The sequence below is a fragment of the Methylosinus sp. PW1 genome (genome assembly GCF_000745215.1).
Lineage (GTDB): Bacteria > Pseudomonadota > Alphaproteobacteria > Rhizobiales > Beijerinckiaceae > Methylosinus.
Genome location: NZ_JQNK01000007.1, coordinates 1 through 15,659, shown reverse-complemented (window position 1 = coordinate 15,659; position 15,659 = coordinate 1). Strand labels below are relative to the sequence as shown.

At 63.2% G+C, this 15,659-nt stretch carries 17 protein-coding genes; 6 read left to right on the top strand and 11 right to left on the bottom strand.

Annotation, left to right across the window (positions count from 1 at the left end):
• Positions 1-96: 96 nt before the first annotated feature.
• From K369_RS04770 to K369_RS04730, 9 genes are all read right to left on the bottom strand, one after another.
• Positions 97-501: a hypothetical protein gene (locus K369_RS04770; protein ID WP_371033294.1), complete on the bottom strand. Its 405-nt coding sequence runs from the start codon at positions 499-501 to the stop codon at positions 97-99.
• Between the two features lie 428 nt (positions 502-929).
• A complete protein-coding gene (locus K369_RS26125) occupies positions 930-1,091 on the bottom strand; it encodes a hypothetical protein (RefSeq protein WP_156967716.1) in 162 nt (53 codons plus the stop codon).
• 52 nt (positions 1,092-1,143) lie between these two features.
• Positions 1,144-1,680: a hypothetical protein gene (locus K369_RS04760; RefSeq protein ID WP_036288556.1), complete on the bottom strand. Its 537-nt coding sequence runs from the start codon at positions 1,678-1,680 to the stop codon at positions 1,144-1,146.
• 39 nt (positions 1,681-1,719) lie between these two features.
• A complete protein-coding gene (locus K369_RS04755) occupies positions 1,720-3,138 on the bottom strand; it encodes a hypothetical protein (RefSeq protein ID WP_036288553.1) in 1,419 nt (472 codons plus the stop codon).
• 10 nt (positions 3,139-3,148) lie between these two features.
• On the bottom strand, positions 3,149-4,471 hold the full coding sequence (locus K369_RS04750; RefSeq protein ID WP_036288550.1) for a DotG/IcmE/VirB10 family protein: 1,323 nt from the start codon (positions 4,469-4,471) through the stop codon (positions 3,149-3,151).
• Positions 4,472-5,428: a DotH/IcmK family type IV secretion protein gene (locus K369_RS04745; protein ID WP_084570485.1), complete on the bottom strand. Its 957-nt coding sequence runs from the start codon at positions 5,426-5,428 to the stop codon at positions 4,472-4,474.
• Positions 5,429-5,444: 16 nt separating this feature from the next.
• Positions 5,445-6,071 (bottom strand): DotI/IcmL/TraM family protein, encoded by a 627-nt coding sequence (locus K369_RS04740; protein WP_036288545.1) that lies wholly within the window; start codon positions 6,069-6,071, stop codon positions 5,445-5,447.
• Positions 6,072-6,367: 296 nt separating this feature from the next.
• Positions 6,368-7,606, bottom strand: coding sequence for a hypothetical protein (locus K369_RS04735; protein ID WP_036288542.1), 1,239 nt, complete (start codon positions 7,604-7,606; stop codon positions 6,368-6,370).
• Between the two features lie 88 nt (positions 7,607-7,694).
• Entirely contained in the window at positions 7,695-8,150 is a 456-nt protein-coding gene (locus K369_RS04730; protein WP_036288539.1) for a helix-turn-helix domain-containing protein, read from the bottom strand.
• A 174-nt stretch (positions 8,151-8,324) separates the two neighbouring features.
• On the opposite strand from K369_RS04730, the gene K369_RS26990 reads away from it, so the two are divergent.
• Positions 8,325-8,726: a hypothetical protein gene (locus K369_RS26990; RefSeq protein WP_036288535.1), complete on the top strand. Its 402-nt coding sequence runs from the start codon at positions 8,325-8,327 to the stop codon at positions 8,724-8,726.
• Positions 8,727-8,765: 39 nt separating this feature from the next.
• Here the strand turns inward: K369_RS26990 and K369_RS26120 are convergent, their stop codons facing one another.
• Positions 8,766-9,257, bottom strand: a complete 492-nt coding sequence (locus K369_RS26120; protein WP_156967715.1) for a hypothetical protein — start codon at positions 9,255-9,257, stop codon at positions 8,766-8,768.
• 14 nt (positions 9,258-9,271) lie between these two features.
• Here K369_RS26120 and K369_RS04715 point away from each other — a divergent pair, with 14 nt between their 5' ends.
• On the top strand, positions 9,272-9,823 hold the full coding sequence (locus K369_RS04715) for a hypothetical protein (protein ID WP_051949049.1): 552 nt from the start codon (positions 9,272-9,274) through the stop codon (positions 9,821-9,823).
• 12 nt (positions 9,824-9,835) lie between these two features.
• Positions 9,836-11,044, top strand: a complete 1,209-nt coding sequence (locus tag K369_RS04710; RefSeq protein WP_051949048.1) for a hypothetical protein — start codon at positions 9,836-9,838, stop codon at positions 11,042-11,044.
• A 17-nt stretch (positions 11,045-11,061) separates the two neighbouring features.
• Here K369_RS04710 and K369_RS26115 read toward each other — a convergent pair whose 3' ends face one another.
• Positions 11,062-11,577, bottom strand: a complete 516-nt coding sequence (locus tag K369_RS26115) for a hypothetical protein (RefSeq protein WP_156967714.1) — start codon at positions 11,575-11,577, stop codon at positions 11,062-11,064.
• Positions 11,578-11,703: 126 nt separating this feature from the next.
• Between K369_RS26115 and K369_RS26110 the strand changes: the two genes are divergently transcribed.
• The 3 genes from K369_RS26110 to K369_RS24475 are packed head-to-tail and all read left to right on the top strand — an operon-like array spanning position 11,704 to position 15,085.
• The gene (locus tag K369_RS26110) at positions 11,704-13,161 is read left to right on the top strand and encodes a hypothetical protein (protein WP_198033030.1); all 1,458 of its coding nucleotides are present in this window, start codon (positions 11,704-11,706) and stop codon (positions 13,159-13,161) included.
• Positions 13,162-13,212: 51 nt separating this feature from the next.
• Positions 13,213-14,841, top strand: coding sequence for a DotA/TraY family protein (locus K369_RS04700; RefSeq protein WP_051949044.1), 1,629 nt, complete (start codon positions 13,213-13,215; stop codon positions 14,839-14,841).
• A gap of 4 nt (positions 14,842-14,845) precedes the next feature.
• Positions 14,846-15,085: a hypothetical protein gene (locus tag K369_RS24475; RefSeq protein ID WP_051949043.1), complete on the top strand. Its 240-nt coding sequence runs from the start codon at positions 14,846-14,848 to the stop codon at positions 15,083-15,085.
• The last annotated feature ends 574 nt before the right edge of the window (positions 15,086-15,659 follow it).

Below are 15,659 nucleotides of genomic sequence, written 5' to 3'. Positions count from 1 at the left end.
CGGTCTTCGGCTGTGAAACCGAACGACCGGCGAGGGCCATCATTCTCTTGCGTCCCCGCCGCATTGCGCCAGCGAGGAACGCGAGAGCGTTGGACATCACTGGAAGGTGATGACGCCGGCCTGGTCGGACACTTTCGCGCCGGCGCCCGTGGTCGTGTAGGAGGCCTTCTGGATCCAGTTGCCTCCCGCCACGAACAGGCCGGTCAGCACGAGGCCCGTGAGACCGGCCGCGACCTTCCCGCTCTCGCGGTTTTCCGGCTGTCGGCTCTGCCACAGGAACCAGACGCCCGCGATGAAGGTCACCAGTGCGGCGACATACATAGCGGTCGAGCCGGCGAAGCCGCCGGCGGTCGAGAACTCCTTCGAAATGCTCTGCACCTGCGAGCCGAGCGTCTGGCCAGCCGCCTGAGCAAAGGCGCTCGTCGCTCCGAGAGAGACGGAGAGCGCCGCGCCGGCGAGCAAGGACGACACATGGGATTTGATTTTGGCGATGGTCTGCAAGTTCATCTCCTTCGATTGAGAGAGCGCCTCACGCCCTCGAAAAAAAGATTCGGACGAAGCTGTGCGGATATCGAGCGTCGCGTTCGCGCGCCGAAAATATTTTTTTCGCCTATCGCTGCCGAGCGAAGAGATGGGCGATCGCGAACAGCCACACGCCGGGGTTCATCGCGATCCCCCAAAACAAACCCTTCGCGACCTTCTCGCAGATGGTTGTTCCGGGCGCCGCGAGGCGATGGAGGAACCGCCTCAATGCGGGACTCCGAGGAGAAGCGCGCTCATTCCAGCGAGGCCGACAGCCGGAACTATTGCGATGTCGGCGAGCCGGTATTTACGTGCATGGGAGAGAAAGTGGCGCGCCAAACTTACGAACGCCAACAGATAGACAGCGCAGCTCACGAACGTCGCTAGCACGAGATAGAAGCTCATCGTCATGGCGAAGCGCTCCACCAGCTCCTGCCGCTCAGCGAGATCGAGCAGGTTGTGACCGACAGTCCGAGCCCCGCCATCGAAAACAACCACGAATAGAACAACGCCCAACCGACCAAGGTGATCACGATTGGAAGCTGCATCAGCTTCTCGACAATCTGCATGATGTTTTCTCCACCGCGTCGCGAATTCGAGTCGACGGACGCCCTCGACGGTTCACGTTCGAAATACGGAAACCAGCCATGTCGCGACGGTCACGACGTTGATGAGCATGATCCCGAACACGAACTGCACGCCGCAGCCGCCGGGACTGCGATTGCTGCGGCCCGCGATTACCGCATTCCAGGTCAGCATCGCGAAAAAGCAGGACATCGCGCCGACCGCCTGAAAGAACCCCTGGAACAACGTCACGATATTGACGACGGCGTCGCCAGGAGTTTGTCCCAGGATATTTCCGTTGACGGTCGGCGCCGTGTAGCTCGTCAACGCCCCGATCGACACTTGCAGATTGGTTCCGGCCGTATTGTTCGCCATCGTCAGGATCGACGGAAACGAGGCGAAGGCGCCCGAGAGGACGAGCGCCACGAACGGAACCCAAGGACGGCCGCGATAGGGATTGTGGCTCTGCGCCTGCGTCCAAAATCCCCATCCGGCCGACATGAACAGCGCGAGCGCCGTCAGATAACAAAAGGTCGGCAACAAAATCGCGATTGCGTTGCCGATCTCTCCCGCGAAATTGACCAATCCTTGCACGTCAGCCCCCTCCTACCGAATGCCGGAAAGCCGACCCGCTCAGCGGATCGGCCCCTTCTCCGTCTGCACGACCCATTCGGTTCCGCGCTGGCTGATCTTGGTGACGCGCCCATAGCCCGGCACATGCGCTCCGATCCCGATTTGCAGCGGGGCGATCTCGTCTCCACTGCGATCGAGCTCGGCCAGCATGGCGAGGCCCGGCGACGCGGCCTGCACGCGATATCGGGCGGGCGGCGTGGCGGCGTCGGGCTCGCTCTTCGTGGACGAGGACGCCGGGACGACGCCCTTCATCGCGGCCGGCCGCGCGGCCGGGGGCGGGACGGGTGGGCTCGCTTGTTCCGGTGGGGATGTCGGAGTGGCTTTCGCCGCGTCGAGCGAGCGTTGGGCCTCGCCGAGGTTCAAGCGCCGTTCGAAATCGTTCAGCTTCGCCTCGATCGCGCGCGCCGATCTCTTGTCGCTGTCCTGCAGAGTGGCGATCTCCTCTCTGGTGTGGCGCACCAATGTCGAGAGCTCGGTGATCATGCCGAACAGTCTCGTTTCCATCTCCAGCTGCTTCTCTTCCGCCTTGACGGGCGCGTCCGGCGGCAATGACGCGACGCGCTTGACTCCCTCCTCCCTCGCCTTCGCGGGAGCTTCGCTCACCGTAAAGGGCGTCGCGGTAGCGACCGGGGCGGCGACCGAAGCGGGCAGCGCCGGCGGCGGCGCGGCCATCGACTTTGCGGCGACGACAGGCGCGGCTTTCGGGCCAGCGGTCGGCGGTCGTACGCCGACTTCTCCTACGACAACTGGCGCCGCGGCAGCGGGGGCGGCGACCGCGAACGTCCCGCTCGGCGTCTTGCGGTTCTCCTGGTCTTTTTCTTTCTCGGGGCTCCAGAACGCTTGGACCTCCTCCGCGATCTTCTGAGGAGGCGACGTCGCCGGCATTTCCAAGGTGCGCTCGACGCGCTCGTTCAGCGGCACAGCAGCGAGTTTCGACGCCGGAGCCATGAGCCCGGCGTCGACGCCTTTCTCCGTCACCCCGCCCTCGAAGGCTCCGCCATTCGGCAAAAGAGCGACTGCGGCGATGGCCGCGACGCCGAGAGCCGCGAGAGAAACCGAAGTCGCGAGCTTGTAGCGTTCGAACGGATCGAAGAAATTCGTCCGCGCCTTCTTTTCGTCGGCGCGCAGAGCCGGATCAGACTCGGCGACATGCGGAGCGTTCGGATCGGCGTCCGTGTCGGACAATGTCTCCTTTGCCTCCGTGTCGTCGGGCTTCCCTTGGCGACCGAGGAATTCCGTGCGGATGCGCGCGAAGCCGGTCGCGATCGACGCGGCCAGCGTTTGCTTGTCAGAACCCTTGTCCTCCTGGGACGAGGGCTTGGTTGGCGCCGTCTCGGCGTCGGACTCCGGTAGGCCCAGCGCGAGCCCTCGGGCTTCGTCGCTTTCGACGAAATGTAGATTGGCGGCGACATCGCTCATTGGTGTTCTCCTACTTCGTGTTGAGACTCGCGGGATCGACGCTCGCCATCTCCGGCGCCGCGGCGACATTGGACAAGAAAATGACGCCGACGCCCGCATTGGCGGCGAGGAAGACGGTCGCGCCCTTCGGCGTTTGCTGGTGCAGCGTCTGGCCGATTTGTGCAGCCGCCGCGCCGCCGGCGATGCCCGCCTGCTGTCGGAAATCCAGCTTGCCGTAGCTCTGGATCATGCCGCCGAACGGCGTGTAGCCGATCGTCGAGTTCGACAGCGCGATCGCCTGGCCGAGACCGGCGACGAAAGCGGCCGCCGTCGGCAAAGCGAAGCGCTCGATGTAGTGCTGATCGACGCTGGTCGCGACGGCGGTCTCCATGCTGTCCGGCGCGATCACCAGGCCTTGCACGTTTATCGTCTGCCCGTGGTGCTCGACCGAATTGATCCGCACAATGAGTCGCTCGGTGTCGCCGAACAACGCGCCGACCGCCTGGTTCTTGGAGAAGGTCCCGATCATTCGGTCGCCCGCCAGCGGTCCCGTGTCCGCCTGCAGGACGATCGGTCCCCCCGTGTCGGAATTGACCGAGAGCACCGTATGGGCGTAGACGCCGCGCCCTGCCGGGACCAAGACGTTTTCCGCCGCGCGTTGCTGTTGTTGCGCCGGCGGCGCCGAGCGCGTGCTCGCGGCGCGTTGTTCGATGCGGTTGCCCTGCCCCGGCGCGAGATCGTCTCGGACTTCCGTGGCCGGCGCCAGCACCAGATCCGTGCGCGGCGGCCGTCCTTCCCACTGCTTGAACAGATCGCCCACCGCCTGCCGGAATTGCTCGTCGTTCGCTCCAGCGCTCGCGTTCGTGCTCGGGGGCTCGCTGGCGGCGATTTGTTCGACGCGCGCTTCCTCTCGAGGTCTTTCGGGCGGGACGTAGATCGGCGCCGGCTCTGGCATCGGGACCACTGCCGGCTCGGGTGGAGGCTCGGACTCGGCGACCTCCTCGGGCTCGCGCCGATCGACGAGCCGCAGGGGCGCCGCGGCAGGCAGGGGCGGCGTATAGGACGCCCCAGACGCGAGCGCTTTGTCCGCTTGGCTCTGCGCATGTCGCTTCAGCAGCGCATCCTGCGCCGGATTGCTGTGCATTCCGCCCGGCAGCGGGTCGACCTCCGGCATTTTGGCGACCGACGATTCCGGCGGCGTCGGATGCGTGATCGACGAAACGCCGACGAGCAGCGCGGTCATCGACACGCCGACCACCGCGATGGTGACAATCCGAGCCGGGCCGCCCCGGCCGCCTCGATTGAACTCACGGAGCTGCGACAGCAGCGGGATTTTCGAAAAGAGATTGGACACTCAATCCTCCGTCAAAGAGGCCGAGACGGTGCGTCCCTGATGGGAGAGCAGCACGACCGGCGTAGCGGGAAGCTGGTAGACAGTGAGGCCCCCTTCGGCGGCCTCGGACGCCGTCCATTCCGGGGAGATCAAGGTGAGACGCGTGCGCAGATAGACGCGATCGCCGAGCCGCCAGGCGCGCAGCTCGTCTGGAGAGACGCCTCTGACCGACATTGGCGTCGCCTCGGCCGGCGGAACGCCGTCGAGCATAGCGGTGAGGAACGGGGCCGCCGTATCCGGCGCGTTCGCGCGAACGGTCCCCGCCTTCGCATTTGGCCCTCGTTCCGCCACCTGGATCGAGATATCGGCGTCGTAGCGGGCGCCCCCGCCGATCAGCAAGAAGCTGATCGGCTTCGGAGCGCCCTGCAGCGTCACCACGAGGCCGCCGCGCGGCTGCAGCGACATCGGCGTGATCTCCAGGACATTCGATCCCTTCGCGGGCGTGCAGACATAAAACCCCGTGGCGGCGACCGCCGGGCCGCTGGCGTTCGGCCCGGTGTTACAGTTGCCCCCTTCCGTGACGGCCGCCGGATTGCTGTTCGTGTCCCATTGGATCGGCCACGGCTCGCCGGTGCGGTCGAAGAAGGAGAGCGCGGTCGGATAGCCCTTGACGGTCTGAATGATGTTGACCGCCTGCCCCGGCGTGAACGAGACATTGACGCGCCGGCTCGCCGGCGCCGCGAACTCCGTCGTCGCCTGCTCCTGCGCGCGCTTGTTGTCTCCGAAGCGCTTGCCCAGATCCCGGATCATTCCGGGCGTCAGAGGAATGAAGTTCGCGGCTCGATCGGCCGATCCCGACGCCTGCGCGCCGCCGCCGTCCGCAGCTCCAGGAATGCTCGCCGATTGCTGCGCGAGACCTGGCGAAACAGGCGCCAACAGCACGACTGCCGCGCCGAATAATATGCGTTTGTTCAGCATCTTTTCGTCCTCGTTGCTATTGGCGAACCGCCACGAGCTCGTCGATCTCCAACCCGTCCGGTCGATCCTCGTCGTTCGTTCTCGTGACGAGCGCTTTGATCACGAGATTCTGCGTGATGTTCTGCTGACTGTTCTGGCAGGTCTGAACGATTGGAACCTGGATGCGGTAAGCGAGCGCTCCCGCGATCGTGGCGACTTCGCTGATGACGGCGGCGCGCTGCGCCTGCGCGTAGCAGAGCAGCATCGACCGTTTCATCGTGTCGAAATTCTTGGTGTCCATCACGCTGGTGGCGAAACTGTTCCAGCCGCGCTTGGAGAATTTTCGGCTCGCAGCGGAAAGTTGCTGCGGATAATCATTGTAGTTGATGTTGTAGGGCGCGAGCGCGGCGCGCGTCGACCAATCGAGCAGCTGCGCGTCGTCGACGATCGGCGTGTCGAGCGCCGTGACCTCGCGCGTCTTCCGTCCGTCGATCACAAAATATTTCGGGGTCGGCGGATGCGTCCACAGATAGGCGTCGTGGACGACGAAGACCGTCGCCAGCAGCGACGATCCGATAGCGAGGCCGATGGCTTTGGATAGAAGAGACGCCTGAAAATCCGGATCGGACAATCGGCGATTGATTGCGGCGTGTTCGTTTTGCATGAGGCCATCCCTCTCGAAAAGATTCGACGTCGACGATCATCGAGAGGGTGTGTGCGAATATGAAGCGACAAATTATCGATGCACGACGCACGCCCTCTTTCGCGAAACACAGTGTCACGACGACGCGTCGCGATGCGACGCCGCGTGATCGTCGCGATTGAACGATATTCGTTCGTTCTGCGAATCGCCTGACGCGCGCACCCGCGCACAACGGCTCACGCGAAGCGCTTGCCATTCGCGCAAAAGCCTGCGCGCGAGAGCGCGGCGATCTATCGGTCGGCTAGGGGCAAAATCGCCTATATGTTCATGTCGAACGGTTTCAGCAGGCATTTTACGGCGCGCAGGCTCACGCCCCTGCGAATCTCGATGCCGGCCGCCAACGCATCGTCGTTCCGCTTTTGCTCGGCGGCCGCCGCGTCGGCCGCACGCTTGCCGATCCCCGCATTTCGTCTTCTCTCATTGCTCATATGAGCGCGGGAGGGGCGATGATCTCCGGGCGCACGGAATATCAGGCACCCCGTCACGCTGCACGCAATCGGGATCCACACCTTCAAGGCCTCCTCATATCGCTGCCGATCGAAGGTGGAGTTGATTGCGGTCTTCGAGCTGAGATGCGTCCGATCGACGTAGCTGCCTATGCAAGTACGGCTGAACCCCGTCGCTTCTATTATCGCGGCCTTGCTCATTCCGCCCAGTATCGCGATAGCCGTGGTGATGACATTCTTCAGGGCGGGATGGCCCTCCACGTCCAAACCGGCCGGTAGTCGGTTCGCGATAAAGTCGTCGATCGCCGCAGACCACTCCGGTTGCGCCTCCGGCGACAAGATCGAAGGCGTTACTTTCCGGTCCGTTGCCTGCTTTTTCTTTTTGGCGGCGACGAACCGGCTCTTTTCTTTCGGCTCAGAGGGGCGATCGGTCGGAGGCGTCGTGAGCGACGGATTCGCCGGTTCCTCTTGCGGCGCCGGCATTTCCTGCGTCGCCGCCGCTTCCATCACCAGGCAATCCATAGGCGTCGATGAAACGTCCGGCGGCGTCTGCAAGATTTCCGATGTCTCTCGGGGCGCCGGCGTCGCGAATGCTTCGGGGGATTGTTGGCGTCGTGTTCGCTTCAGGTTTCCCGTAGCAGGCGCCGCGCGTCGCGTCGGCAAGCCGATCCGGCGGCGCTTTCCATAGAGCGAACCCGCGGATCGTCCGAGCAATTCGGCCAGCGCCGGGACATGGACGCCACAAGTCCATCCGACGATGAACAGCGTGTGATCCATCAGCGACCACGCATTTTTTCGTGGTCGGAATGGCTTTTCGAGTTGATCCAGGCCGATGGGAATCCCGCGGCTGGAGATTTCGTCGAGGATGGTCGTCCGCGCAGAGCCCAAATAGGCTGCGATGGCGTCGACGCCGAGTCCTGCGCTCAACATGCCTTCGATGAGGCCCTCGGCGCCAGCCAATTCTCGGCCCAACAGCGCCAAAAGCAATCCCGCCTCATTGGGCGTGGCTTTGAAAAGGTGTGTTTCGAATGAACGGTCGCAATCGAGCATGGCGTCTGCTCCGGCGGTATCCGGGGCAGACTATGCATATTCTCGAGAGTGTCAACTCCCGATAATGATATTTCTCTTCCGCCGCCGTTCAGCGGGAGGGTCCGCCTCCCTTTTTTTGCGCCTTCAGATGTTCGGTAATCCTCTCTTTCACCGCGGACATGTTCTCCAACTCCTTGAATATCGCGTCGTCCTGTTCGCGACGGAGATTCAGGATCTGCCCCAATTTTTCAAGTTGATACACAAACCTCGTCAATGACCTATCCGACAGCTGACCGTCGCGATCGGTGTCCGAGAGCAAGTCTTCGATCGGCACACCGAGTGCCTCGGCCACCCGCCTAAAAACCGTCAACGTCATGTTCTGACGCCCACGTTCGACGAGATAAATGTAGGAAGAACTGAGACTGCCTGCCGCCTCTCCGAGGTCTTTCTGGGTCATCCCAGCGTCCGTCCTTATCTGTTTGACCCGCCGACCGATTTCGACAAGGAACGGATCATCTCCGAGAGAATCGTCATTCCCGCCTGCGACTCCTTTGCTTTTTGCCATACTCGCCTTCCCCAGCTGTCCAGACTAGCGCGCCACGACTGATCATATTCGGCCGATGGCCGTTTTTCCCTGGCAACACCCCAATTCGATTCGATTGAATTCTACATTTCGATTTCCGTCGTCATTCGCACACACCGATAACATGCTTCGCGGCTCACAAAGGAGTCGTACCCTATGCGAGCCCCGATTATCCTCCCAATCCTGCTTATTGTGACCATGTCGACGCCGGCCGACGCCGATTTCGCAATGCTGCCGTCCGAAAAAGGCGAGGCCTCACCGGCGCCGCCGGCCGGCGACACCCCCAGACCGACCGAGAAAAGGGCGAAGCTCCGCAGGGAGCCGAAGCCGACCCCAGCCCCAGCCCGTGGCTTCGGAAAGCAAATCCCCCTCTCCTTCGCAATACGCCAAATCGTCCCATCCACGGTCACGGTCAGGTTCGCCCACGAGGCCGATCGAAACGCCCTCGTCGATTGGCGCGGCGGACGAGCATGGCCGAGCGTGCTCGGCGACGCGATCCGTTCTCTCGGTCTCCGCGCGATCGTTCGTGAGCGCGTGGTTTCCATCACCCATCGATAAATCGGCTCGTCATTCGCGCACAACGCTTCGATCCTGCCGTCAAGCGGAAAAGGAGACCGAATGCCAGATCTCGTCACCACGCAAACTGGTAGCTGGCTCGATCCGAGCCAGCTCGATCTGCTTAGCGAGCTGCCCGAGGCGGCTCGTCGAGCCGAGTTGGATCCGAGCGTCGAGTCGGCGGTCGTCGCGCTCGGCGTCGCCCTGGACGACGTCGCGGCGTTCGACCCGCCACGCTTCGCGCGATGCATTCGAACAGATCCGGCTCGAACCTTGTTCCAGTCCGTGCTCGCGCAGCTCGGGAGTGAACGCCTCGTGCGCATGCTCGATTGGTTGACGGAACCCGACAAGCCGAACCGGCAAGCGATACTCGCCGCCCTCTTCGCGCCCGAGGCGGGAGACGCTTCCGACGCGATCCGTAGAGCGACGCGATTCGCGAGCAGAAACGCGCTGCTTCGTCGCATCACCGCCCAACTTCGCATTCGCTCTCTCGCCCTCTGCGCGATGGAGCGCCATCGAGACAAATACAATCAAAGGGAATTCTACCGATGAGACGAACGATCATCTCGGCAACCGTTTCGATTGCCCTTTCCACCACCGCTCTGGCGCAAACCGCGCGGCCGTCCGGTTCTGCCGGCGCGTGCGGCACGCTCTATCAACAGGCCGCCAGCGCCGCATCGGCGCGGATCGCGGCCGACGACAAGGACATTGCACCGCCCCAAACCGTCAAGTCGCTCACCTGTCTCGACAACATTCTGAAGGGCGTCGGCCTCAACGTCGTGGTCAATCTCCTCGACCCTACGAATCTATTCAACGCCATCGAAGGCCAGCTCTGCAACGCAGTCACCAACGCGTGGAAAAAGGCGCTCGGCAGCGCGCAATGCGGCATCACGCTGAGCGGCTTCAATCTCGGCGCCTTCAACTTCGGCGGAAGTCTCGGAGGCGGGCTCTCCTGCCCCAAGCTGAGCTTCGGCGGCGGAGGGCCGCCCATGGGCTACATCGGCATCGGCGGGGCCGGCGGCAGCGGCAGTCTCTACGTCAATGGCTCCGGGCGTGCGCCGACCGGGTACGCGCTTCCCAACTCGATCGGCCTCTGGTGAGGAACAAATCCTATGAACAAGACATCTCATCTTCTTTCCGCGACGACGGGCGTCGTCATCGGCGCCATCGTCTTCGGCGCCGCCCCCGCAAATGCGCAATTGGCTGTCGTCGACGCGACGTCGATCGCCGTTCAGCAGGCGCTGCAAAAGCTTCAGGACCAAGCCAATAGTTTCTTGAACACGATCACGAGCCAGCTCGGCCTGAGTGGTCCGCTCGCGAGCCTCCTCGGCTCCAGCACCTATGGTGACGTCACCACCCTGCTCCGTCAGGGATTTACCCAAAACGCCAATTACGCGAAAGCGCAGGTCTCCGCCCAACGACAGATCGCCGACGCGTCGAATATCGCGATGGCGCGATTCGAACGCGACAAGCGAAACGCCCTGATCCGTGACGAGCATGTCGTCAGCCCATTGCATTGCGCTCATCTCGACAATGGCCAGACGATCACGGTCGGCGCGGGGCAATCGTGGAAAGTCGCCGCGGCTATCCAGACCGTCGCCGACCAACGCGGGGAAGCGGCGAAGGGAACGCCCTCCTATTATGGAGCCTCGCAGGCCGTCGAAGCGATCAATATGCTGCACTATTCGCGATACTGTTCTGCGGACGAAGCCGCCGCGGGCCTCTGCAGCGCTTCGCAACGGGAAAACGCCGACCAGCGCGCCTCGTCGCTGTTCGGCACAGGCACCTATGATGGCCAGGACGGCGTCAATTCCGCCAATGATTTCGTCACCCATCTGATCCAGCCCATCGTGCCGACGGCGCAGCGCGGCGGGCAAATGACGTCGCTCGTCGCGAAGGAAGCGTCGGTCCGTCGCCGTCAATACGAGTCGCGCATTTCGCTGGCGCGCAGCGTGCTCAATGAGGTCCTCGCCGCGCAGTCGCCGTCGATTCCGCTCAACGCCGCGCAGAAGCAGCAGATGCAGAACGAAGGCCTGACCGCCGTCGACACCGGCTCCTGGGTGCAAGCCCTCCAGCTCGACGTGCATCGCCGCTACAGCGACGTCAATTGGGCGGCGCAGTTGCAGAGCATGACGCCCGCCGCGGTCGAACGCGAAATCGCCAACGAGCTCGCCGTCACCAATTACCTGCTCCTGGAAAACTACCGGATGGCGATGAAGAACGCGAGCGTCAACGCAACGACGCTGGCCGCCGTCGCCGAACGCGACCTTCAGACCCTCAAGCCCGCCGTCGAGCTGCCGACTCCGAACCTCTCCAACTGATCGACCCATGCTCTCCATCACACGAATTCCTTCTCCATTTCTCTGCTCCACGAGGCTAGAATTCCATGCCGACCGAACCCGAGAATTCCTCCCACAAGCCCGATCCGACCTCTGCTTCTGAAGACCGGCGCGTCGACGCGCCCAACGCGCAACATGTCGAGGAGCTCCGCGCCGAGCTGAACGGCGCCATGAACCCACGCGAACGCAAAGCCATCAGCGAAGAGTTGACGCGCGCTCGCGACTATCTGTCGACGGTCGATCTGCTCGCTCGGCTCGAGGAACATCGGCCCCAGATCGAAGCGCGCGATCCGCAGCTCGCCGGCCGGATCGACCGCGTCGCCGACACGTTTCTGGATAATCCGCACGAGCGGCTCCGTGATCCCAACTTCAAGACGGATCTCGCCTACGCGCTTCAGGATGCGGAAAAGCTCGTCGAACCGCTCCGCGTCGACAGGAATCTGCGCGATGAGCTCACGCAACTCGCCGCGTCGAGCCCCGGGCTCAAGAACGAGCAGATGCGCAGTCTTCTTCAAAAAACCGAGACGCTCGACGACCCTGATCTCGTCGCGCGCCTTCGCGAGAAGGCGGCGGAAATCGCCGCCAAATCGAATCAGGCGACGAAGGCCGTCCAGGGCGAAATATTCGCCCTGTCCTTCGAGGTGCTGGAGGCCAAGCGCCGAGAGCCCGCCGTAGCGCCGTCCGCCAGCAGTCCGATCGGCTCCGAGTCCGCTACGGCGAAGGCCTCTCTCGGGGACGTCGAACCGCCGTCGTCTGCTTCCGAAGCCGCAGCGGACACGGGGATCATTGCCGCGAGGCAGGCGGAGATCGCGGCCTTCGACGATCCCGCCGCTCCCTCGTGGTCCGTGACGTCCAGCCGTCCTTCGCCGGATCCCGAGGGGCCATCCGAGGCCGAGAGTTCGCGAACCTCTCCCGCGGCCGCCGACGATCTTCGCCACACTGCGCCCGTTGCCTCTACCGCGGCGCCGTCGGAGGCGAACGAAGCATCGGCCGCCGAGCCGGCCGAACAAGCCGCAGACATGCAGTCGACTCCTGCGGACAAAGCCAAAATCGAGATCGCGGCCTTCGACGCTTCGTCTCCATCGGCGGCGCGCCCTTCGACCACGTCCGAGCCGGTCCGGGACGTAGCGAACCCGCAGCCGAAATCTCCCCAGGCTGCCTCTCTCCAAACGCCTGCTTCGGCTGCTGGAGGCGCGGCGGCGGCTTCGACGCCGGCCAATGACGACCGCAATCTCGCCGCCTCGGCCGCACGGCCGGCCTCTCCGGCGACGTCACCGAAGGCTCCTGAGCCGCCGGAGAGGCCGGAGGAGACCGATCCCACCACGAAACATGAAGTGCAAATCGTTCAGGAAAAGCTCGTCGTCGGCGGCGTGTTCGGAAAGGCGCTCGGAGTGGTCGGACGTTCCGCCAGCGCCATCGGCCGAATTCTCGAGGCCGCCACGCCGTCTGCCCAAGCAGCGTTGCAGCAAGGCCCCCAACAGCCGCGCGAACCGTCGGCGCGTGAGAAGCAGGCAAACACCGAAGACGTCCAACGGCGCCTGCAGAACTTCGAGAACACGCGCATGCAATCCAAACGCAACGACTCGATGCTCTATGCCGCCGATGCGTCCGGGCGTGCGGCCCTCGACGCGATGGGCGCTCTTCGAGACGCGCCGGGAGCCGCGATCCTCAATCGCATTCAGGACGCCGCCGCCAACAATAGGGGCGGCATGAATGCTGTGATCGAGGGGATGAAGGCTGGCGGCCCGTTCGAAGGATTGCGCAAGCAGCTCGATGTCGCCCTCAACGATAATAGCGCGTTCGGCGCTGCTTACGATCGAGCCGCTGATGCGCTCGTTCGCTATGGGAGTGATCGTGAACGAATTGTTTCGGCTCTAGGCTCCCATCCAAACTCCTCGAACTGGAACGAGCATTTCAAAAAGCTCGATACCGCCGTCGGTGAGGCTGCTTCCGTTCTGCCAAAGAAAGAGGGCGACGGCAGCATGCTGGAGCATCTCGGCGAAAAGGCCCGTGAGATCGTCGAAAAAGTGCTCGAAAAAATCAAAGCCGTCTTCCACCGCGATCCCGAAGCGCGGCCCTCTCCGAGCCCGGGACCCTGACGCCTTTTTGCTTCCCGAAATCGCTTTGCCCGATCGACACGCGAGGACATCATGTCACGCCGAATCTTTCCCACCCTCTCGATCGCCCTCATCGCCATCGCTTGCGCCGCGCCGGCGATCGCTCAATCCGCCACCCCGGCGGCGCCGAACTACGACGTCAGCTGGACCGCCCTCGATCCCGGTCAGGACTGGGCGGCCGAAGTGATCAAGGCGGTTTTCCCGATCAACGGCAGCAGCTGCAACGGCGGCGCGCAATCCGCGACATGCACGGGCTCCGCCGCCACCGTGATCGGTGAGCTGCTCGGGCGCTTCACCGGCTTCTCCATGGCTCTCGGCATGTTCTACGTGTGCTATTTGACCATCTGGAATATCTATCGCACCGCCGAGACCAGCAATCTCCTCACCAATGCGATGACCTCGATGTTCGTGGTGCGGATCGGCTTCGCGGCCATCATGATGTTTCCGATCACGTCCGGCTTCTCGATCGGCCAGGCCGCCGTGGTCCAAACCTCCATGTGGGGCATCGGCATGGCGGGATCGCTCTTCAAAGTCGCGATCAAGGCCATCGGGCCGGATGCGATGGTCATCGCCACTCCGATCATCCCCGGCACGAAGAACATCGTCCTCGGCGTCCTGGAGAATGAGCTCTGCCGGGCCTTCGTCAATGAAGCGACCGCCAATCCGCAAATCGCGCCGGCGCCGACCCCGACGCTCGTCTCCGGCGCGACCACATGGGCCTATTCACTGTCCCCCGGCAATCAGACGGGTTCGCCGAGCTGCGGCACGATCACAGTCAACCAGCCCACCGGCGCGCAGCAGCCGATCGCTGGCGTCAACACCGACATGACCGCCAAGCAGAAGGAAATTCTCCAGAAGGTCATCACATCGGACATTCGTCCCGTCGCCGAGAGCGTCGCAAAGAACTATTGGCAGACGAAGCAGACCTCGGCGCTCACCCCATTGCTGGCCGCCTATCAGAAGGCGACCCGCGATTACACGCAGCAGCTCACCGCCGCCGCCAGCGACATTCAGAAGCAGCTGCAGAACGCCATCAAGCCCCAGGATGCGCGCGCGGGAAAGCTCGGCCTCATCAACAATACGACGACAGACCTATCGACGCTCGGGTGGGCGTCGGCCGGGTCCTATTATCTGACCTTCGCTCAGTTGAACGGCCGCACGCTGTCCCTGCTCAACGACCTGCCCATCGTCAACGGCCCGAGCTACAGCGGCTGGAGCAATGCGCTCAAGACCGATCTCGCCCCGCTCATCCAGGCTAGCGACAATTTCCTCGCGCAGCTTCGCACCTATGTGAACACCGCCGATGGCGCCAACCCTCCGACCGGCAACGCCGACACTTTCGGCAACGCCGCGGCTCGTGAAGGCGGCTCCTGGGTCGAACGGGTGTTTCGTTCGATCAATCTCAACGAGCCGCTGTTGAATTTTATCGCCAACAGCATCGGCCCGACATCGAACCAATGGTCCGATCCTTTCGGCTCGCTCATCACCCTCGGCCAATACCTCATGACTGCCTCGCTGACCGCCTTCGGCCTGGCGATCGCGGCCTCGTCCGGGACGGTTCAGACGGGAGCAGCCGCCTTCTCGCTCCTGACCGGAAATTTTGCCGGGCCGCGGCCGCGGCAGGACTGGCCACGGTCTCGGACGTGTTCAAGGCGCTGTTGACGCCTTGTTCTTCGGTCTTCTGGCGCTCCTCATTCCCGGCATCATGATCGCCTATGTGCTCCCGCTCATTCCCTGGGTCATGTGGATCGCCGGCGTGACCGGCTATCTGATACTCGTGCTCGAGGCGGTGATCGCGGTTCCACTCATGATGGTCGCGCATATGACCTTCGACGCGAGGGCCTGCACGGCCGCGCCATTCAGGTCTATGAACTGCTGTTCAATGTGCTCTTCCGGCCGGTCCTGATGCTTCTCGGTCTCTTCGCCGGATATTTCGTGTTCTCGTCGGTCTCATGGCTCATCCGCATAAGCTTCGGTGTCGCCGTGCATTTAGTTCTCGAAAAGGGCTGGTTCGTCACCAATCTGATCGGGAGGTCGTGCTCCTTGCGATTTTTGTTTTGCTGCATATCGTGGTCGCGATCAAAGCCTTCGGATTTGATCTCGCTCATCCCACATCATGTGCCGAAGGATGCTCGGCTTCTCGCCGGCCAACCGCGTCGATATGGACGAGTTCAGCAAGGCGGCCGCATGGACCGGCACGCGAGGAACGCTGCGCACGATCGATCACTATGCGAGAAGTCGGCTGTCCGACTCGGCAGGACAAAATGTCGCGAATGATGTAGGATCGTCGTCAATCCCTGCGCTTTCCGCTCCGCGAAAGGGTATTACCGGCCCGCCAATAGCTCGACGAAAAGTGGGGGCGTGGACTCGACCTTGAGCGCACAAACTGACGTTGGAGATCATAATAAGGAGGCCTGAGATGAGTGACGATGACGAGCCCGGCTCTGGAGGCGGCCTTCTCTGGTATGAGGTCGGGCACT